Source organism: Streptosporangium sp. NPDC023963 (assembly GCF_040639135.1).
GTDB lineage: Bacteria > Actinomycetota > Actinomycetes > Streptosporangiales > Streptosporangiaceae > Streptosporangium.
Window position 1 is genome coordinate 46966 of sequence record NZ_JBEZZK010000012.1, and the last position, 19078, is coordinate 66043.

General features: G+C 73.3%; 22 protein-coding genes. 14 read left to right on the forward strand and 8 right to left on the reverse strand.

Annotated features, from left to right (window positions below; all coding sequences use genetic code 11):
• Positions 1 to 38 precede the first annotated feature (38 nt).
• Positions 39 to 713, reverse strand: a complete 675-nt coding sequence (locus tag AB0F88_RS29895; protein WP_362691337.1) for a pyridoxamine 5'-phosphate oxidase family protein — start codon at positions 711 to 713, stop codon at positions 39 to 41.
• Between the two features lie 266 nt (positions 714 to 979).
• Here AB0F88_RS29895 and AB0F88_RS29900 point away from each other — a divergent pair, with 266 nt between their 5' ends.
• The 10 genes from AB0F88_RS29900 (at position 980) to AB0F88_RS29945 (ending at position 10607) form a co-directional block, all read left to right on the forward strand.
• A complete protein-coding gene (locus tag AB0F88_RS29900) occupies positions 980 to 1906 on the forward strand; it encodes a TIM barrel protein (protein WP_362691340.1) in 927 nt (308 codons plus the stop codon).
• Between the two features lie 252 nt (positions 1907 to 2158).
• Complete coding sequence (locus AB0F88_RS29905) at positions 2159 to 2440, forward strand: MSMEG_0570 family nitrogen starvation response protein (RefSeq protein ID WP_362691343.1); 282 nt, start codon at positions 2159 to 2161, stop codon at positions 2438 to 2440.
• Positions 2437 to 3744, forward strand: a complete 1308-nt coding sequence (locus AB0F88_RS29910; protein WP_362691345.1) for an MSMEG_0569 family flavin-dependent oxidoreductase — start codon at positions 2437 to 2439, stop codon at positions 3742 to 3744. Before AB0F88_RS29905 ends, AB0F88_RS29910 begins: the two co-directional genes overlap by 4 nt.
• A 1-nt stretch (position 3745) precedes the next feature.
• Complete coding sequence (locus AB0F88_RS29915) at positions 3746 to 4561, forward strand: amidohydrolase family protein (protein WP_362691348.1); 816 nt, start codon at positions 3746 to 3748, stop codon at positions 4559 to 4561.
• A gap of 13 nt (positions 4562 to 4574) precedes the next feature.
• Positions 4575 to 5087 carry an MSMEG_0572/Sll0783 family nitrogen starvation response protein gene (locus tag AB0F88_RS29920; RefSeq protein ID WP_362691351.1) on the forward strand — a complete coding sequence of 171 codons (513 nt, stop codon included), beginning with the start codon at positions 4575 to 4577 and terminating at the stop codon, positions 5085 to 5087.
• A 10-nt stretch (positions 5088 to 5097) separates the two neighbouring features.
• On the forward strand, positions 5098 to 6150 hold the full coding sequence (locus AB0F88_RS29925) for an MSMEG_0568 family radical SAM protein (protein WP_362691354.1): 1053 nt from the start codon (positions 5098 to 5100) through the stop codon (positions 6148 to 6150).
• Positions 6151 to 6157: 7 nt separating this feature from the next.
• Positions 6158 to 7660, forward strand: coding sequence for an MSMEG_0567/sll0787 family protein (locus AB0F88_RS29930; protein WP_362691357.1), 1503 nt, complete (start codon positions 6158 to 6160; stop codon positions 7658 to 7660).
• A complete protein-coding gene (locus AB0F88_RS29935; protein ID WP_362691360.1) occupies positions 7657 to 8499 on the forward strand; it encodes a carbon-nitrogen hydrolase family protein in 843 nt (280 codons plus the stop codon). Before AB0F88_RS29930 ends, AB0F88_RS29935 begins: the two co-directional genes overlap by 4 nt.
• A gap of 3 nt (positions 8500 to 8502) precedes the next feature.
• Positions 8503 to 9330, forward strand: coding sequence for a carbon-nitrogen hydrolase family protein (locus AB0F88_RS29940; protein ID WP_362691363.1), 828 nt, complete (start codon positions 8503 to 8505; stop codon positions 9328 to 9330).
• A 149-nt stretch (positions 9331 to 9479) separates the two neighbouring features.
• The gene (locus AB0F88_RS29945; RefSeq protein ID WP_362691366.1) at positions 9480 to 10607 is read left to right on the forward strand and encodes an MSMEG_0565 family glycosyltransferase; all 1128 of its coding nucleotides are present in this window, start codon (positions 9480 to 9482) and stop codon (positions 10605 to 10607) included.
• Here AB0F88_RS29945 and AB0F88_RS29950 read toward each other — a convergent pair.
• Both AB0F88_RS29950 and AB0F88_RS29955 read right to left on the reverse strand, forming a co-directional pair.
• The gene (locus AB0F88_RS29950) at positions 10558 to 11136 is read right to left on the reverse strand and encodes an HAD-IA family hydrolase (protein WP_362691369.1); all 579 of its coding nucleotides are present in this window, start codon (positions 11134 to 11136) and stop codon (positions 10558 to 10560) included. The two genes, AB0F88_RS29945 and AB0F88_RS29950, sit on opposite strands and share 50 nt — an antisense overlap.
• Before the next feature lie 280 nt (positions 11137 to 11416).
• Positions 11417 to 11938, reverse strand: a complete 522-nt coding sequence (locus AB0F88_RS29955) for a CGNR zinc finger domain-containing protein (RefSeq protein WP_362691372.1) — start codon at positions 11936 to 11938, stop codon at positions 11417 to 11419.
• A 71-nt stretch (positions 11939 to 12009) separates the two neighbouring features.
• Here AB0F88_RS29955 and AB0F88_RS29960 point away from each other — a divergent pair, with 71 nt between their 5' ends.
• A complete protein-coding gene (locus tag AB0F88_RS29960) occupies positions 12010 to 12882 on the forward strand; it encodes an alpha/beta hydrolase (RefSeq protein ID WP_362691375.1) in 873 nt (290 codons plus the stop codon).
• Between the two features lie 214 nt (positions 12883 to 13096).
• Here the strand turns inward: AB0F88_RS29960 and AB0F88_RS29965 are convergent, their stop codons facing one another.
• From AB0F88_RS29965 to AB0F88_RS29980, 4 genes are all read right to left on the reverse strand, one after another.
• Positions 13097 to 13639: a phosphoribulokinase gene (locus AB0F88_RS29965; RefSeq protein ID WP_362691378.1), complete on the reverse strand. Its 543-nt coding sequence runs from the start codon at positions 13637 to 13639 to the stop codon at positions 13097 to 13099.
• A gap of 40 nt (positions 13640 to 13679) precedes the next feature.
• The gene (locus AB0F88_RS29970; RefSeq protein WP_362691381.1) at positions 13680 to 13907 is read right to left on the reverse strand and encodes a hypothetical protein; all 228 of its coding nucleotides are present in this window, start codon (positions 13905 to 13907) and stop codon (positions 13680 to 13682) included.
• A gap of 71 nt (positions 13908 to 13978) precedes the next feature.
• Positions 13979 to 14578 (reverse strand): hypothetical protein, encoded by a 600-nt coding sequence (locus AB0F88_RS29975; RefSeq protein ID WP_362691384.1) that lies wholly within the window; start codon positions 14576 to 14578, stop codon positions 13979 to 13981.
• A 252-nt stretch (positions 14579 to 14830) separates the two neighbouring features.
• Positions 14831 to 15712, reverse strand: coding sequence for a cation diffusion facilitator family transporter (locus AB0F88_RS29980; protein WP_362691387.1), 882 nt, complete (start codon positions 15710 to 15712; stop codon positions 14831 to 14833).
• 513 nt (positions 15713 to 16225) lie between these two features.
• Between AB0F88_RS29980 and AB0F88_RS29985 the strand changes: the two genes are divergently transcribed.
• The 3 genes from AB0F88_RS29985 (at position 16226) to AB0F88_RS29995 (ending at position 18285) form a co-directional block, all read left to right on the forward strand.
• The gene (locus tag AB0F88_RS29985; protein ID WP_362691390.1) at positions 16226 to 16582 is read left to right on the forward strand and encodes a metalloregulator ArsR/SmtB family transcription factor; all 357 of its coding nucleotides are present in this window, start codon (positions 16226 to 16228) and stop codon (positions 16580 to 16582) included.
• A gap of 116 nt (positions 16583 to 16698) precedes the next feature.
• Positions 16699 to 17496, forward strand: coding sequence for a helix-turn-helix domain-containing protein (locus AB0F88_RS29990; protein ID WP_362691393.1), 798 nt, complete (start codon positions 16699 to 16701; stop codon positions 17494 to 17496).
• A gap of 48 nt (positions 17497 to 17544) precedes the next feature.
• Positions 17545 to 18285, forward strand: a complete 741-nt coding sequence (locus AB0F88_RS29995; protein WP_362691396.1) for an SRPBCC domain-containing protein — start codon at positions 17545 to 17547, stop codon at positions 18283 to 18285.
• Between the two features lie 76 nt (positions 18286 to 18361).
• Here the strand turns inward: AB0F88_RS29995 and AB0F88_RS30000 are convergent, their stop codons facing one another.
• Positions 18362 to 18943, reverse strand: coding sequence for a dihydrofolate reductase family protein (locus AB0F88_RS30000; RefSeq protein ID WP_362691399.1), 582 nt, complete (start codon positions 18941 to 18943; stop codon positions 18362 to 18364).
• Positions 18944 to 19078: the final 135 nt, after the last annotated feature.

Below are 19078 nucleotides of genomic sequence, written 5' to 3' on the forward strand. Positions count from 1 at the left end.
CGGGGCGGCGACGCTTTGAGCGTCCGTCTCCGCGGGAGTCACGGGTCGCGCCGGATGCGCCGGCCGGTGACCTCGGTGGCGGCGATCCTCACGTACAGCTCTCGCTCACCACCCGCCCACGGCCGGACGCCCAGCGCCGCCAGGGCGGCGCGGTCCTCTTCCGAGGAGATGTGGTGGACCCCGCCGCGCACCAGCACGCTCCAGCCCTCACGGCCGGCGTCGTCGATCCGGTCGACCTCGAAGGCCACCTTGGACTCGACCCCCTGGACCCCGGTGCGCAGAGCGTCGTCGAGCGGGCCGCCGAAAGCGGTGCGGAAGATCACTGAGCTGCCGTGCAGGGCGTAGTTGACCGGCAGGATCACCGGCCCGTCGATCTCCTCGAAGGCGATCCGTCCCACCCCGCCGGGGGTGATGAGCCGCAGGCACTCGTCCCGGTCCAGCTTCTCCAGCTCAGGCCGGGAGTCCGGTCGGCCCCGGCCGGGCGGCAGGTCGACGTTCCCGCCGAGCAGCTCCTCGGGCCTGGTGTCCAGGGCGGTGGCCACGCGGTTGACGGTGCCGGTGTTCGGCGAGGCCACGGCGTCCTCCAGGTAGGCGAGATAGCCCGGGTCGATCCCGGCGCGCCTCGCCAGCTCGTCCCGGGTGAGGCCGAGGTCCTCGCGTCGCCTGGCGATCCGGCGGCCGAGGTCGCCCGGGGCCGATACGCGTCCAGTCATGGGATTCTCCAGCTGAGAAGATCGATGTCGCTGCGAGTCCGGGGCTCCTCCGGCTCCGCGCCCCCCGATCGGCATCACCTGAGGCCTCCCCCCGGTCGCGCGCCCCTAATCCGGTGCGGCGGACGACCCGCCCCGCGGCATCGCCCGCCGGAGCCCCGCCGGAGCCCCGCCGGAGCCCCGCCGCCCCGGCGCGGCGAGATGGCGCGGCGTCTACGATGGACTCGCTCGGGAAGCGCTTTCCGGGCAACGGTGGCGAGGGAGCCTCGATGAAGTTGGCGTTCAGCACGCTCGGCATGCCGGGGCAGGGCCTGCGCGAGGCCGTCGCGACGGCCGTGGAGTACGGGTGCGCCGGCCTCGAACTCCGCCTCCACCCCGACACCGGGGTCCACGCCGGGCTCTCCCCGGCAGGGCGTGCGAAGGTCCGCGCGCTCCTCGCCGGGCCATCGGAGGGGCACCCGGCACTCGCGGGGGCGCCGGGTGCCCACCGGCGGGACGCCGGGTCGCCGGGCGGCCGCCCGGAGGAGGCCGGCTCGCCGGGTGACGGCGGGAACGGCGCGCCGGGCGCCGCGCGCCCCGCCGCCGGCGGCTCGTCCGGGACCGCCCGGCCGGAGGTCTCCGCCCTCGCCGGATACGTCAGGATCGCCGCGGCGGGTCCGGACGAACCCGTCGTGCGGGCGCTGCGGGACGATCTGGCTCTCGCCGCCGACCTGGGCGCGCCCGCCGTGCGGGTGTTCCCCGGAGGGGACGACGTCGAGACGGGTGCGCGGCGGCTGCGCGCGGTCGCGGACCTGTGCGTGGAGTCAGGGGTACGGGTGCTGGTGGAGACCCATGACGCGATGCCGACCGGCGCCGCGGTCGGGCGGCTGCTGGACGCGGCGGGCGTTCCCGGGGCGGCGGGCGCGCTGTGGGACGTGCTGCACCCGTGGCGGCACGGCGAGGAGCCCGCGGAGACCCTGGCGGCGCTGGCCGGGCATCTGGCGTATGTGCAGATCAAGGACGCGGTCTCGGCCGCCGACACGACCCCGGTGCCGATGTGGGCGGGCGGTGTCCCTCTCGACGAGTGCGGCGAGCTGCTGCGCGGTTTCGGGGGCTGGGTCTCCCTGGAGTGGGAGCGCACCTGGTATCCGCACGTGGCGCCGGTGGAGGAGATTCTCCCCGGAGCCCGCGAGTGGGTCGCCCGCTTCTCGGCGTGACCGTGCGGCTCGGGGGCCGGCGCGGCGGGCCCGACGCCGGCGTACCGGCCGGCCCGCTACGGGTTCCGGCCGTCATCGAAACAGGCGGGACCCCGTCCCGCCTCACTGTTATCCGGTGGAGAAGTTGGTGTGACCACAGCAATCGCGTTTTGTTCCGGATGAAACAGGTCGGCAACGTCCGCCGGTTGAACTGGCGTCAGCGGTAAAGGCCCGCCAATTCGGATAAGGCCGCTTTCCCCTGTGGAGATTCGCATGCCTGAGATGTACTTCCAGGTCAGATGGCCCGATGGCTCGCGACAACGCTGTTATTCTCCCTCGCTCGTCATCGAGGACTTCCTTCATCCCGAACAATCGTACCCAATCGCCGAATTCGTCTCGCTGAGCAGCAAGGCTCTGGAGGCGGCCGGTAGGCGCGTACGCGAGAAGTACGGGTTCGGGTGCACGGCCGCGGCCGGCCAGCTCGCCGAGATCGAGAGGAAGGCGGCCGGTTTCGCCGGTGCCGGCATGGTGACGGTCGAGAGGTTCGAGCGGTGAACGGCCGTCACCACGAGGTGGTCGTCGTGGGCGCGGGCCAGGCCGGCCTGTCGATGAGCCACTGCCTGCGCCGGGACGGCGTCGACCACCTGGTGCTCGAGCGTCATCGCGTGGGCAACGAGTGGCGCGCGCGGCGCTGGGACTCCTTCTGCCTCGTCACGCCCAACTGGCAGTGCCGCCTGCCGGGGTTCCCCTACGCGGGCGACGACCATGACGGTTTCATGCTCCGAGACCAGATCGTCGCCTACCTGGAGGACTACGCCGCCTCCTTCTCCCCGCCGGTGCTGGAGGGGGTGAACGTCACCCGCCTCCTCCCCGACGGGCGGGGGTTTCGCGTGGAGACCGACCGGGGCACGGTCACCGCGGGCCAGGTCGTGGTCGCCACCGGCCCCTACCAGGTCCCGGTGATCCCGCGGGTGGCCGAGCGGTTCCCGTCGCACATGACGCAGATCCACTCCGGCGACTACCGCAATCCCGAGCAGTTGCCTCCGGGCGAGGTGCTGGTCGTCGGCACCGGCCAGTCGGGGTGCCAGATCGCCGAGGACCTGCATCTGTCCGGGCGGCGCGTGCACCTGTCGGTCGGCGGCGCGCCCCGGGTGGCCCGCTTCTACCGGGGCAGGGACGTGGTGGCCTGGCTGGACCTGATGGGCCACTACGACCGGCCCATCGACTCCTTCGACGACCATGACGCCGTCCGCGCCCGCGCCAACCACTACGTGACCGGCCGCGACGGCGGACGCGACATCGACCTGCGAGTCTTCGCCCTGGAGGGGATGAGCCTGTACGGCAGGCTGGTCACGGCCGAGAACGGCGCCGGAAGCGGCACAGCGCGGTTCGCCCCCGACCTGCGACGCAACCTCGACCACGCCGACGCGGTCTGCGAGAGCGTCAAGGACTCCATCGACGCCTTCATCGACCTCCACCGCATCTCCGCCCCCGCCGAGAAGCGCTACACACCGCCCTGGCAGCCCGCCTTCGAGCCCGACACCCTGGACCTGGGACGGATCACCTCGGTCGTCTGGTGTACCGGCTTCCGCCGCGACCACGGCTGGATCAGGGTGCCGGTCTTCGACGGCACCGGCTACCCCACCCACGAGCGCGGCGTCACCCGGGTCCCCGGCCTGTACTTCCTCGGGCTGCCCTGGCAGCACACCTGGGGCTCGGGCCGCTTCTCCGGGGTGGCGGCCGACGCCGAGCACCTGGCCCGGCACATCGCCGCCGCGGGCGGTCCCGTACCCGCCCCGCGCGCCGCGGGACCGGCGCAGCTCGGCTACTTCGTCCACCCCGAGCTGCTGGGAACATGACATGGTCTTCGACGCCCACCGCCACCTCGGGGTCCTGCCCGCCCACCCGTTCTACGGGGGCCCTCCGGTCAACCCCGACACGACCGCTCGCGCGAGCGTCGCACGGCTCCTGGCCGACCTGGACGCCGAGGGCACCGAGCGCGCCCTGGTGATGCCCAACTACGGAGTGCCCGATCCCGGGGTCGCGTTCGCCTTCAACGAGCTCTGCCTGGAGGCGGCGGCCCGCGACGACCGGATCCGCTGCGGCCTGTGGGTCTCACCGCGTCCCGAGGACGAGCGGCGCACGGCCGAGGCATTGGCGCTGGCCGCCGAGAGCGGCGTGCGCGCGCTGAAGCTCAGCTTCCTGCTGGGCGGGCGCCCCACCGACCCGGCCTGCCGGCCCGCGCTCGACCGCATCTTCACCGCGGCCCGCCTGCACGGCCTGGTGGTGCACGTGCACACCTCGCCGGGTGCCGCCTCCGACATCGACGAGGTGGGCCACCTGGTCGAGTGGTACGGCGACGAGGTCGCCGTCCACCTGGTGCACTTCGGCGGCGGCATGAGCGGCCACATCAAGCTCGCCGGGGCGCGGTTCTTCGACTGGATCACCGCCGGCAAGCGCGTCTACACCGACCTGTCCTGGGCGATCGGATTCACGCCGCGCTGGCTGGCCCAGGAGATCGACCGGCGCGGCATCGGCCACGACCGGGTGCTGTTCGCCAGCGACGAGCCGTGGGGCGACTACGCGGGCGAGCGCGCCCGCCTCGCCGCCGCGGCCGGCGACGGGGAGCTGGCCCGCCTGGCCTTCCGCGACACCTTCGAGAAACTGTACGGCTGACAAGGAGAGACCCATGACCGACCTGACCGACCTCGAGAAGCAGAGCCTCACCGAGATCCCGCACCCCTCCCTCCCGGAGGGCTCCAGCCTGTACGGCGGCACCAAGGTCTTCCCCGACTACCAGGCGGAGAACGGCGAGTCGTACTTCACGCTCGTACACGGCATCGCCCACGAGTCGTCGGTGAGCTTCGTGGCGATCCTGCAGGCGACCCGGGCGCTGCGCAAGGGCTTCGAGTCCGCGATCTACTTCTACGGTCCCGGCTCGCTGAACTGCCTGGCCACCCGGGGCTTCCCGACCACCGGCAACTCCGCCTTCCCCGGCGAGCACAACATCAACAACTCGCTCAAGACGTTCATCGAGGAGGGCGGCAAGGTCTATTGCTGCCGGTTCGGCCTGTCGCTGCACGGCGCCCGCGAGGAGGATCTCATCGAGGGCGTCATCCCCACGCACCCGCTGGACGTGCAGGACGCGCTGATCCACTACGGCCGCAAGGGCGCGATCATCAACTCGACCTACATGTTCTGAGGGGGCACCGGTGAGTGTCGGCACGAGAGTCGACGTGGCCATCATGGGCGTCCGCGTGGACGCCCCGGTGCGCCGCGCGGGCGGTGCGGGACCCAGCGACGACGGGCACCTGGTCCTCGACGGCGCCAACGCCGCGATCCCGCTCAACCCGGCCAGCCCGTATGCCGTCAGGGACGGCAGGTTGTGGCTGGGCGAGACCGATCTGGGTGCCTCCGTCCACGCGGTCGGCCGTCCTCGCTTCTACGACCTGGCGACCGCCGACGGCGTCCCGTACGAGAGGATCGCCCGGCTGCACGGCGCCGACGTGCTGGCCACCACGGTGGTGCAGACCTGTGTCCGCTACGGCGAGGCGGAGCGGTGCCGGTTCTGCTCGATCGAGGAGTCCCTGAGCTCGGGCGCCACCGTCGCCGCGAAGACCCCGGCGCAGCTCGCCGAGGTCGCCGAGGCGGCGGTGCGCCTGGACGGGGTGCGGCAGATGGTGATGACCACCGGCACCACCGGCGGCCCCGACCGGGGAGCGCGCGTCCTGGCCCGTTCGGTGCGGGCCGTGCTGGAGGCCGTACCCGGCCTGCCGATCCAGGTGCAGTGCGAGCCGCCGGCCGACCTGGCCTGGATCGGCGAGCTCGGGCGGGCGGGCGCGTCCGCGATCGGCATCCACGTGGAGTCCCTCGACGAGGAGGTGCGCCGCCGCTGGATGCCGGGTAAGTCCGAGGTGCCGATGTCCGCCTACGAGGCGGCCTGGGACGAGGCGGTGCGCGTCTTCGGCCGCAACCGCGTCTCCACCTACCTGCTGGTCGGTCTCGGCGAGGATCCCGACGAGCTGGTGGCCGGGGCCGCGGGGCTCGTCGAGCGCGGCGTGTACCCGTTCGTCGTGCCGTTCCGCCCCATGCGCGGCACCCTCGCGGGCCGCGACGGCGTGCCGGGCCCCGACCCGGCCGTGGTCCGGCGGGTGACAGAGAGCGTCGCCGCGCTGCTGCGGGACGCGGGCATGGCGGGCGCCGACCAGCGCGCGGGCTGCGCCGCGTGCGGCGCGTGCAGCGCGCTCCAGGCCGCGGGCGGGTGAGGCGCCCGTGAGCCTCACCTCCGATCTCCCGGTCGCCTCCGCCCTGAGCGGCGGCTCGGGGCGGGGCGGCCGCACCGTTCCCGGCCGCGGGCCGCGGCTCCCCGAGCCGGTCTGCGACGTGCTGCTCGGCACCCGCGCACCCTCCTTCATCGTGGAGGAGGCGGACACGTCCGGGCTGGCCGCCTACCGGACGCTGCGGCACCGGGTGTTCGTGACCGAGCAGCGCGTGTTCAGCGGCCACGACCTGGACGATCGCGACGACGACCCGCGCACAGTCGTCCTGGTCGCCAGGGACCGGGGCGGCGCCGTGGTCGGCGGCGTCCGGCTCGGGCCGGCCGGTGACGGCCCCGACATCGGGTGGTGGAGCGGCGGGCGGCTCGCCGTCGACCCGGCCGAACGCAACGGCGCGGGCATCGGCCCTGCGCTGGTGCGCGCCGCGTGCGCGCGGGCCGAGGCGGCCGGGGCGCTGCGCTTCGAGGCCACCGTACGGGCCGGTGCCGAGCGCATGTTCACCCGCCTCGGCTGGCGGTCCGTACGCCCCCTGGCCGTGGCCGGCGTACCGCATGTGCTGATGCGCTGGCCCGTCGGCAGGATCGCCGCGCTGGTCGCTGCCACCAAGAGCGATCTCGGGGCGCTGCTGGCCGGGCTCGCGCCCGGCGGTCCCGGTTTCGTCGGCGACGACGGCGCCCCGGTGCCGGGCAGCGACCTGGTCGCGGCCTGCGACGCGATCCTGCCGTCCATGGTGGAACGCGACCCGGAGTGGGCGGGCTGGTGCTCGGTACTGGTCAACCTCAACGACCTGGCGGCCATGGGCGCGGAGCCGGTCGGGCTGCTGGACGCGGTGGGCGCCCGCGACGCCTCGGCGGTGGCCAGGGTCCTGGCGGGCCTGCGCCGCGCCGCCGACGCGTACGGGGTGCCGGTGCTCGGCGGTCACACCCAGCTCGGCGTACCGGCGGCGCTGTCGGTCACCGCGCTGGGCCGCGCCCGGAAGCCGGTTCCCGGCGGCGGGGCGCGTCCCGGGCACCGGGTGCGGCTCACCGCGGACCTGGGCGGCGGGTGGAGGCCCGGCTACACGGGCCGCCAGTGGGATTCCACCACGCACCGCCGCACCCCGCAGTTGCGGGCCATGCTGGGAGCCGTCGCCGCCGCCCGCCCGGCCGCCGCCAAGGACGTGTCCATGGCGGGCGTCGCGGGCACCCTCGGCATGCTCGCCGAGGCCTCCGGCTGCGGCGCCGTACTGGACGTCGCGTCCCTGCCCAGGCCCGGCGCGGCCAGCATGGGCGACTGGCTGACCTGCTTTCCCGGCTTCGCGATGCTCACCGCCGAGCGTCCCGGCAGTCCCGGCCTCGACGCCGGGCCCGCCTCCGGTGCCGCGTGCGGCGAGTTCGTTCCCGGCGGGGGAGTGCGGCTGCGCTGGCCGGACGGGGAGCTGACCGAGGTGATCACCGGCCCGGTGACCGGGCTGGGCAGGGCCGCAGAACCCGCAGAACCCGGGGAAGGAGAAACGTGAAATTACGCATGGGCGCCGTCGCGGCGCCGTTCGACCGCGACGTGGAGGGCGGCTTCGCCCGCATCGAGCAGCTGATCACCGCGGCGCGGGCCGAAGGGGTCGGGCTGCTCGCCCTGCCGGAGGCATGCCTGGGCGGCTATCTGCTCAGCATGGACGGCGACCCGCAGGACGCCCCGCCCGCCCTGGACCCCGCCGGGCCCGAGATCCGCAGGCTGGCCGCCCTGGCGGGCGACATGGTCGTCTGCGCGGGCTACTGCGAGGCCGACGGCCCCCGCAGGTACAACAGCGTGGTCTGCCTCAGCGGCGACGGCGTGCTCGGTCACCACCGCAAGGTCCACCAGCCGCTCAGCGAGAACGCGCTGTTCGCGGCCGGTGACTCCTTCTCCGCCTTCGACACCCCGGTCGGCCGTCTCGGCATGATGATCTGCTACGACAAGGCGTTCCCCGAGTCGGCGCGGGCGCTGGCGCTGGACGGTGCCGAGATCGTGGTGTGCGTGTCGGCCTGGCCCGCCAGCAGGACCGATCCCGCGCCCGACCTCGCCGACGACCGCTGGACCCGCAGGTTCGACCTCTTCGACCAGGCCAGGGCGCTGGAGAACCAGGTGGTATGGCTGTCGGCCAACCAGTCGGGGGTCTTCGGCGCCCTCAGGTTCGTCGGCAGCGCCAAGGTCGTCGGCCCCGGAGGGGAGATCCTGGCCCGTACCGGTGTGCCGGGCGGCGTCGCGGTCGCCGAACTGGACGTGCGGGCGGCGCTGGAGGCCGCCCGCCGCTCCATGGGCCACCTGCGCGACCGCCGCCCGGACGCCTACCGTCCCGCGCTCGCCGTGGGAGGATCCTGAACCGTGATCCGCATAGCCGCGGCCTCCGCGCACTTCGGCCGGGACCTGGAGTTCGACCTGCGGCGCATCGCGAAACTGATCGACGACGCCCGCAGGGCGGGGGCGGGGCTGCTGGTGCTGCCCGACGCCGCGCTGGGCGGCTACCTCGCCGACCTGCGCCATCCCGACCCCGACGCGCTGCCCCCGGCACTCGGCCCCGACGACCCGCTGATCAAGCGGGTCGGCGAGCTGGCCGCCGAGATGGTGGTGTGCGTCGGCTACTGCGAGGCCGACGGCACCCGCAGATACAACAGCGCCGCGTGTGTCAGCGGCGACGGCGTGCTGGGACGCCACCGCAAGGTGCACCTGCCCGCCGGGGAGATCGCGGCGTACGCGCCCGGCGAGCGTTTCGACGCCTTCGACACCCCGGTGGGCCGCGTGGGCATGCTCATCGACTACGACAAGACCTTCCCCGAGTCGGCGCGGAGCCTCGCCCTGGACGGGGCGCAGATCGTCGCCTGCCTGTCGGCCTGGCCGACCAGCATCACCAACCGGGCGCCCCGGATGGCCCAGGACCGCCAGTCGCGTCTGTTCGACCTCTACGACTGCGCCCGTGCCGCCGAGAACCAGGTCATCCTGGCCTCGTCGAACCAGACCGGCGCGATGGGCGGCATGCGCTTCCTGGGTCAGGCCAAGGTGGTCGGTCCCGGGGGTGACATCCTCGCCCGTACCTGGTCCAAGGCGGGCCTGGCGGTCGCCGAGGTGGACGTCGCCGCCGAGATCGCCACCGCGCGGCGGGTGCTGAGCCATCTCGACGAGCGCAGGCCCGGCAGCTACCGGGGAGCCTCATGAGCGACGCGCGCACGCCGGGCGCGGTGAGCACCGGACGCACTGCGCACCCTGCGCGTGCGGCGGGCGCGATGAGCACCGGGGGCACCGAGGGCACTACGGGCCCGGTCGGCAGGGTAGGCGCGAGAGACGCCCCAGGGGCGTTCCCGGTGATGAGGATCGCGCTGCTGACGTACTCCACCAAGCCGCGCGGCGGGGTCGTGCACACCCTCAACCTCGCCGAGGCGCTGGCCGAGGCGGGCCAGGACGTGACGGTCTGGACGCTCGGCCGCGGCGGTGACGCGGGGTTCTTCCGGCCCGTGGCGCCCGCGGTGCGGCAGGTGGTGGTGCCCTTCGGCGAGGTGGCGGGTGAGACGGTGGGGGAGCGGGTGCTGCGCTCGATCTCCGCGCTGCGCGAGGCGTTCACCCCCGGCGGCTACGACATCGTGCACGCCCAGGACTGCATCAGCGCCAACGCGGTCGAGCGGTGCGTGCGGACCGTCCACCACCTGGACCACTTCACCACCCCCGAGCTGGCCGCCTGTCACGAGCGCGCCATCGTCGAACCCCGCGCGCACGTCTGCGTCTCGCGTGCCGTCGCCGCCGAGCTCGCCGGCGGATGGGGCATCACCGCGACGGTCATCCCCAACGGCGTCGAGGCGGACCGGTTCGCGGCGGCCGCCGCGCGCGGCGACGGCCGCTGGAGGGACCGGCTGGGACGCTACGTCCTCACGGTCGGCGGTATCGAGCCCCGCAAGGGCTCGCTGGACCTGCTGGAGGCGTACGCGTCGCTGGCCGCCGGAGACCCCGGCCTGAAGCTGGTGATCGCCGGGGGCGAGACCCTGTTCGACTATCGCGACTACCGGGCCCGGTGGGCCGAGCGTGCCGCGGTCCTCGGCGTGGAACCGGTCGTCCTGGGTCCCGTCGGCCACGAGGAGTTGCCGTCGCTGGTCGCCTCCGCGGCCGTCTTCGCCTTTCCCTCGCTCAAGGAGGGCTTCGGCCTGGCCGCCATGGAGGCGCTGGCGGCGGGCGTGCCGCTGGTCACCCGGGACCTGCCGGTCCTGCGCGAGGTGTTCGGGACCGCCGCGCGCTTCGCCGGCGACCCGGCGGGCTTCGCCGCCCAGATCGGCGCGGCACTGGCCGGAACCGACCTCGCGCGCCTGGCCGCGGGCCGCCTGCTCGCCGCCCGCCACACCTGGCGGTCGGCCGCCGAGCGGCACATCGCCCTGTACGCGGCCTTACGCGAACCCGTCAGCCCGAGCGAGGGAAAGACGGCCACTCCGGGTAGAGGAGGGCGTTGATGCCGAGCGCCGCCGCGGCGCGGACGTTGGCGGCCCGGTCGTCGAGGAAGGTGACGTCGCCGGGGGCGGCGTCGAGGCGGCGCAGGACCTCCTCGAAGATGGCGGGGTCCGGCTTGGTCAGGGCCATGCGGCAGCTGTAGAAGCGATGGGTGAACGCCGCCGCCCAGGGGGCGTCGTCGATGGCCGCCGCCAGCGGTTCGGGGGCGTTCGACAGCAGGGCGAGCCTGTGGCGTCCCTTGAGGTCCTCGATGCCGCGCAGGGTCTCCGGGTTCAGGTGGGACCAGCTCTCGACGTCGGCCGCGTCGAGCTTGGCGACGAGCGGATCGTCGCCGGCGAGCGTCCTGCCGAGAACCGCGCTCCAGTACAGGTGGGAGGCCTGGCCGCGGTCGTAGGCCTCGCGGTGACGCCAGTAGCGGTCGTGGAAGGTCGCCTTGTCCTGGCCGATCAGCTTCGCCATGGAGGCCGTCGCGTCGGAGGGCTGTGGCATGGAGATGACCTCGCCGTAGTCCAGCAGCATCCACGTGGTCACGGGCTCTCCTCAGGGTGGTCCTGCGCCTGTGGTTCCGGTGTCACTCCCGATGCGGCGGGTGGGGCCTCGCACGCCCGGCCCCGGCGCGTCTCGCGCTCGGCGGGACGGAGGTGATCAACGATCGTTCGACGCCGTTCCGGAACCCTTTCATGTTCATTCGATCGTACTTCGTGTTCGATTGCAAGACGCAGATCTCGATCGTCACGGCGGGAACGGGATCCCGGCGTCCCTCCACCACGCGCCTGCCCGGTGTCGTACGCCTGTCCGGTCCCGTCGCCGGTCAGTCGTCGCCGCCCCGGTTCGTCGCGCGCCGGTGGTGCCGCCGGGCCTTGAGGCGGTTGCCGCAGGCGGCCATCGAACACCAGCGGCGGGTGTTGGCCCGGCTGTGGTCCACGAGGAACAGGCGGCAGTCGTCGTTGGCGCACGGGCGCAGCCGGCCGGGCAGGGTCTCCTGGAGATGTGCCCAGGCCAGCACGCACCTGAGGCCGAACGGGTCGGCGGAGCCGGTGCTCAGCTCCCAGCGCACGCCGTCGTCGCCGACCGACGGGGTCTGTGACACCCCTTCGAGGAAGGGCTCCAGCGTCCGGGCGGGTTCCTCGTCCCTGACCACGCGGGCGATCGCGTCCCTGACGCGGCGGGCCGAGGCGACGGCGGCCGGTGAGCTGGGCAGGTCGCGTTCGCCCAGCCACCGGGTGGCCTTGTGCCGGTCCCGCAGCACGTCCGTGGGGACGCCGTCGACCACGGGGGTGGTGTTGAGCAGGTCCACGAGGAGGTCGACGTCCCTTATAACCACCTTGAGCATGTTGACAGGTTAGCAGTGATGGTGCTTCGCTGGCCATGAGTAACTCCCTCAACGACTCGAAGAGGTTAGGCATGGATGAGATGGTTCACTACCGCACCACCGTCGTAGGCGGGCAGGAGATCTTCTACCGGGAGGCCGGGAGCCCCGACGCGCCGGTCCTGCTCCTGCTGCACGGCTACCCGACGAGCTCCCACATGTTCCGTGACCTCATCCCGAGACTGGCCTCGCGGTACCGGCTCGTCGCTCCCGACCACCTCGGCTTCGGCTACTCGGCGGCGCCGTCCGTGGACGACTTCGACTACACCTTCGCGAACCTGGCCGAGCTCACCGCCGCCTTCACCGAGCGGCTCGGCCTGTCGCGCTTCGCCATGTACGTGCAGGACTACGGCGCGCCCATCGGCTGGCGGCTCGCCACCGCCCACCCCGAGCGCGTCACCGCGATCGTCACCCAGAACGGCAACGCCTACCTCGACGGGCTGGACGAGGAGTTCTGGGCCCCGATCCGGGCCTACGGCGCCGATCCGTCCCCGGTCACCGAGGCTCCCGTCCGCCGGTTCCAGAGCCTTGAGGCGACCCGCTGGCAGTACACCCACGGCGTGCCCGACGAGAGCCTCGTCAGTCCCGACGCCTGGCGTCACGACTTCGCGCTGCTGCAGCGTCCGGGCAACGCCGACATCCAGCTCCGGCTCGCCCGTGACTACATCACCAACATCGAGCTCTACCCGGTCTTCCAGGAGTACTTCCGCGCGAGTCAGGTCCCGCTGCTCGCCGCCTGGGGAGCCCACGACGAGATCTTCGGGCCGGGCGGCGCCACGGCCTTCCGGCGCGACCTGCCCGACGCGGAGGTCCACCTGCTTCCCGCCGGTCACTTCGCGCTGGAGAGCCACGGGGCCCAGATCGCCCGGCTCGTCGACGACTTCCTCGGCCGCGTGCTTCCCCGCTGACCACCGGCCACCCGCGGCGCGGCCGGAGAGCGGGGGAGGAAGGACGGGGCGCGTCACGTGACGCACGACGCCGTACGACGAGGAGAACCGATGATCCGTCGCTGGAATCCCCCCCCGGCCCGTTCTCACCCGGCCCGTTCTCACCCGGCCCGTTCTCACCCGGCCCGGGCCGTTCCTCCGCCCGCTCCGCCTGCTCCGCCGCCCCGCCCGGGCCTCAGCCGGTGGCGATCGTCAGGTCCGCGCGGGCACGGACGTCGTCGCGGGCGTGGAAACGCTCCTCCTGAGCCGCCCACCGGTTCCAGTGCGGGGCGTAGAGATCGCCGTCGCGCTCCAGCGCGCGGGCCTTGCGTACCCCGTCGGCCGCCTCCAGCCACAGCAGGCCGCTCAGGTACGGCGCGGCGGCGAGGGCGCCGGAGCCGGTACCGTCGAGGACCAGGATCCCGGTGCCCGGGACCTCGTGCCACTCCGCGTAGGCGCCCTCCGCCCAGTCGTAGCGTCGCCACCGCGCGGGCCGGTCCAGGCTCAGCGGTCGCAGGACCCACTCGACCAGCACGTCGACCCCTCCCAGCAGGCCGTCCCACCCCGGGTAGAGATCGTCCATCCGTACGACGGGCGCGGCCAGTTCCGTGGCCAGGGCGGTGGCGAGGGTGGACTTGCCCGACCCCGAGCGTCCCTCGACCGCCAGGACGCGGGTACGGCCCGCCCGGGCGGGGCGGGCGCGCAGCCAGCGCGAGACGCGCGGCACGTGGCCGTTCACGCCGGCGTCACAGGATGCTCCGGAGGGCCGGAGAGCGCGGTCACGCGCTCCGGCGGGTGCGCCAGCGGGTCAGGATCTCGCGGTCGGAGTCGCGCTCCTCGACGTCGCGGCGGCGCTGCTCGTCCTCGTCCTGTGCCAGGGCGAGCCATTCGGGGTATTCGGGGTCGTCGCGGCCTATGTCGCGGGTGCCGTCGATCTTGGTGCCGTTGTCCAGCGTGGTCGTCGCGGGGACGCGGAGGGTGCCTCCCGGCAGCATGGTCACGTTCATGGCGTGGCCTTTCCGTCGTCTCTGACCGCTGTCGGCCCAGCATAGCTCCGGGGGTCGCGGCACGCCCACGGTCAGCCGATGCCGTACTGCCCGGACAGCTGGTGATACACCCGTTCGGCCTCCGCCTCCGTGCCGATCAGGTGGAGCAGCCGGGTCGCCCTCCGGGTGAGCACGCAGGCGAAGGCCTCGGCGAACAGCTCGGTGACGTCGTCGCGGTAGGGCGGCCGGAGACGGCCGCGGGTGCGAGCGTGCAAATCTGTCCAGAACGGGGAGTGCGAGGGCAAACGATCCATGTGATCGGTGGCGTGGCCGATCTCGTGCCCGCACACCGACACCGAGGGCGAGGGGGCGCTCCCCACCCCGATCCGCCGCCGCCGGGGGTCGTAGACGCCCGCGCTGCGTTCCCAGAGGCCCGCCTGCAGGGGCAGCGCGACGCCGCGCAGCCATTCGAAGCCGGGAAGGTCGGGCACCGATCCGGGCCCCACCACGATGCCGCCGCTCAGGTGGGTGGCCAGGCGGGTGGCGAGGGCCTGCGGCACGGCCGCCAGCGTAAGTATCGCGAGGAGCGTTTCCGCCGGTGGGAACGTGCCAGGTTCCCAGGTGCGCGTCAACCGCGCCTCCAGCGGGCCGACGTGCAGCCAGCCGGGACGTCCTCTGCTGTGGTCGGCCAACGCAGCCGCTTCTCCTGGATCGGGGGGTGATCCGCCACGGCTTGCGGGCCGGGCCGGGCGATCCGGTCCGCGGGCCGCGACGGTGATCACGCGAGACTACCTCTCCCGCGCCCCGGCCCGTGCGGGTACGCGTCTGCGGACGGCGTCCGGCGAGGCGGTCTCGCGACCTTCGACCTTCCGGCGCGGCCGGCCCTACCGGTGTCCGGCCCGTCCTACCGGTGTCCGGCCCGTCCTACCGGTGTCCGGCCCGTTCTACCGGTGTCCGGCCAGGACGGCGTGGTGGTCGGCGCCTTCCAGGCCGTCGGGATCGGCGTGCACGGTGGCGGCGCTCAGGCGGGGCAGGTGGTGGATCAGCCGGTGCTCGGCCTCCACCGCCACGGCGTGCGCCTGGAGCAGCGACAGGTCCTCGCCGACCACGATGTCCACCTCGGCGCGCAGCGTGTGGCCCACCCAGCGCAACCGCACCGATCCCACCCGTCGCACGCCGCCGGTGGCGGCCAGGATCCGCTCCGCGCGGTCGACGAGTGCCGGATCGACCGCGTCCATCAGCCGGTGGTAGATCTCGCGGGCCGCGTCCCTGAGGACGAGACAGATGGCCACCGTGATCAGCAGGCCGACGATCGGGTCGGCGATCGGGTGGCCCAGGGCCGCGCCGCCCGCGCCGAGCAGCACGGCCAGCGAGGTGAGGGCGTCGGCGCGGGCGTGCAACCCGTCGGCGACCAGCGCGGCCGATCCGATCTGGCGCCCGACCCGGATCCGGTAGCGGGCCACCCACTCGTTGCCCGCGAAGCCGATCACGGCCGCCGCGGCGACCCAGCCGAGCGCCCGCACCTCCTGGGGGTCGGCCAGGCGCCGCGCGGCCTCGTACCCGGCGAGCGCGGCGGAAGCGGCGATGACCAGGACGATGGCGATCCCGGCCAGGTCCTCGGCCCTGCCGTAGCCATAGGTGAACCTGCGGGTGGCCGCCCGGCGCCCGAGGGAGAAGGCGATCGCCAGCGGAAGCGCGGTCAGCGCGTCGGCCACGTTGTGCAGCGTGTCACCGAGAAGGGCGACCGAGCCGGAGAAGACAACGATCACCGCCTGGACCGCGGCGGTCACCATGAGGACGGCGAAGGAGACGGCCAGTACGCGCATCCCGCGACTGCTGGACTCCAGGGCGGAGTCCGTCCTGCTCGCGCTGTCGTGGCTGTGCGGGGTGAGGGCGTGGCCGGCTCGTGAGAGCAGTCCTCCGAACCGCCGGCCCGCCGTCCGCCGTCCCCCGTGGCCGTGCTCGTGATGACGGCCGTGGCCGTGCCCCCGAGGCTCGCGGCCGTCGTCTCGCCCGCTCTCATGCCCGTGCCCGTGGGCAGAACCGTGCCCGTGCCCGTGTCCCTGTTCATGCGTGGGCCCGTGCTCGTGCTCGTGCCCATGCCCGTGCCCGTGCTCGTGCTCGTGCCCATGCCCGTGCCCATGCTCGTGGGCGGGCCCGTGCCCTTGTTCATGCGTGGGCCCGTGTCCGGGCGGCGGATCGTGCGCGGCCTCGTGGTCCTGACCGCGGGGAGAACGGGGGCCGGTGGGTTCGCCGGGGGATGGAGAACCCACGCCCTTCTGGTCGGACATGGCTACCTCGTTTGCTACCGGTGCCCTTTTCCCGGAGTATATGTAGTCATGTATGCACGCGACAACGAATCAGGTGCCAACTCGTCGCAGGAGCAACCCACCGGCGCCCAGGTGGAGGCCGCCATCGAGGCCTTCAGGATGCTCAGTGACGCCACCAGGCTGCGCCTGATGTGGCTGCTGTCGTCGGGGGAGTACGACGTCGGCTCGCTCGCCGAGGCCATCGGGGTCGCGCGTCCCTCGGTCTCCCAGCACCTGGCGAAACTCCGCCTGGCCGGGCTGGTGCGCACCCGCAGGGACGGCCGCCGCGTGCTCTACCGGGCCCGCGACGCCCATGTCCGCGCGCTCATCGGCGAGGCTCTGTTCCACGCCGACCACGAGGTCTCCGGCATCCCGCGCCACGACTGACCGGAGCGCTCGACCGGCGTGCGCCGGATGACGGCGGCCCGGCCATCGGTTTCCCGCGGTCGCTTCCGGTCGCGCCCTCAATTGACAGATTAATTTGTCCAATGGTTTCATGAGGCATGGCCGCGACCGAGATGACGCTCATGGACGAGCCCGACCGTCTGCGCGTGGCGCTTACCCCGATCCGCCGCCGGCTTCTCGCCCGCCTGCGCGAGCCCGCCTCCGCGGTCCAGCTCGCGGCCGAGTTCGACCTGCCGCGCCAGCGGGTCGGATACCACCTCAGGGTGCTGGAGGAGGCGGGGCTGATCGAGCTGGTGGAGGAGCGCCCGCGACGCGGTTTCGTCGAGCGCGTCATGGGTGTCACCGCGAACGCCTTCCTCGTCGATCCCGGCGTGCTCACTTCACCCGACGAAGTCGGCGAAGCCGGCGAGGCGGCTGGAGGCGACGAGATCGACGAAGCCGGTGGCGATGGCGACGGTGACGGTGACAGGGCCGCCGCGACCGCCGAGGTGGCCGGGGTTTTCCGCCGTGTCGCCGACCAGTACGCCGCCGAGCATCTCGTCGAGGTGGCCGCCGGCACCGTGCGCGACGTCACCCGCATGGCCGCCGCCGCCGACCGGCGGGGCGTCCGGCTGCTGACGTTCACCCTGGAGGCGCGGGTGCGCTTCGCCGAGCCCGGCGACGTGCACGACTTCACCGACGCGCTCGCCGACGCCTTCTCACAGGTCGCGGCCCGCTTCGACACCCCTGGAGGGCGGCCCTACCGCCTCGTCGCCGGTGGGCATCCGGCCCCCGGCACGCGAGAGGCCGGAGGACGTCCGGTCCAGGGCACGCCGGAAACCAGCGGACGTCCGGCCCAAGGCACGCCGGAAACCGGCAGGCAGCCCGCCCCCGGCACGCCGGAAACCCGCAGTTGACATCCGTCCCGGGACCGAGGTCCGGGGCCCCACGTTGAAAGGCATCCGATGACAGACGAGCCGTTCTCCTTCGAGGTCACCATCGCCGCACCCGTCGACGAGGTGTGGGGCGCGCTGCGCGATCCCGAGCTGATCCGACGCTGGCACGGCTGGCACTTCGACGGCCTCGACAAGGAGATCGAGGTCATCTACCACCAGAACGTCGTGGAGTCGGCCGCCGAGCACCGGTTGGAGGTCCAGGGCGGCGACCTGTTCGAGCTGACCGGCCTCGGCGACCGTACGCGCCTGCGGCTGACCCGTGGCCCGCGCGGCGGCGACCCCGAGTGGGACGCCTACTACGACGACATCACCGAGGGCTGGATCACCTTCGTCCACCAGCTCGCGTTCGCCCTGGAACGGCACCCGGGCGCCGACCGGCGCACGGTCTTCCTCTCCGGCGCGGCGGTCACGCCGGTGCTGGAGGCCGCCGGTCTCGCGGCGGTGGCCGGACTGCCCCCGGCGAGCCCGTACGAGCTGGAGGGGCCAACCGGGGAGACGCTGCGCGGCCAGGTCTGGTTCCGCTCGGCCAACCAGGTCGGTCTCACCGTCGACGGCTGGGGCGACGGCCTGCTGGTCACGGCCCAGAACCCGCCCTCGCCCGCCAATCCGGGCGGCACCGTCATGATGGTGCTCACCACGTACGGCCTCGACGACGCCGCGCACGCCGATCTCGAATCCCGCTGGACCGCCTGGTGGGGGCGGAACTTCCCTGAGGTTCCCCAGGGCGAGCAGGACGCCCCCGCCGGCTGAACGAGGGCTCCCGGCATCCTCCTCCGCCTGGAATCCCCCGCCTGAAGGGCGGGGGATTCCAGGCGGAGCCCATCCCCTACCTCACCACGCGGAACCGAAGATGCGTGACGCGTGCGGACCCGGCCATGCCGGTCCTTTCCAGTTCGACGCGGTCGCCGCCCAGGCGGTCGAAGAGGCGGGTACCCGCCCCGAGCAGCACCGGTGCCAGCTGGAGCTGGAGCTCGTCCACGAGCCCGGCTCTCATGAGCTGCCCGGCGATGTCCGCCCCGCCCATCACGAGGACGTCCTTCTCCTTCGCCGCCTTCCGCGCCTGCCGGATCGCGCTCTCGAGGCCGTCGGAGACGAAGGTGAAGGTCCCGCTTTTCATGGGTAGCTCCTCCCGGTCCTCATGGGTGAGCACGAAGCACGGCACGGGGAACGGGGTGTCCTTCCACAGGCCCACCCCCACGTCGAAGGTCCGCCTGCCCACCACCACCGCCCCCGTCGAGGCGGACAGCTCCCGATGCACCCCGGCGTCCACATCCCGGTCGGCGTCGTCGTTGAACAGCCATTCGTGGAGCCGCTCACCGCCCTCGCCCATGGGGCGCTCGATGCCCACGCCAGGGCCGGCGACGAAGCCGTCAAGCGACACCGTGATGTTCAGAAGAACCGTTCCCATGAGATTTTCCCTCGTTGCCAGGGACCTCGTCGCCGAAGCCCTCGTTGTCAAAACCGTCAAAACCGTGGTGGTCGAAGTCCTGGTCGCCGGAACCCCGCCGCTCGGCGTGCGTCTCCGTGTGTCTCCGTGTGTCTC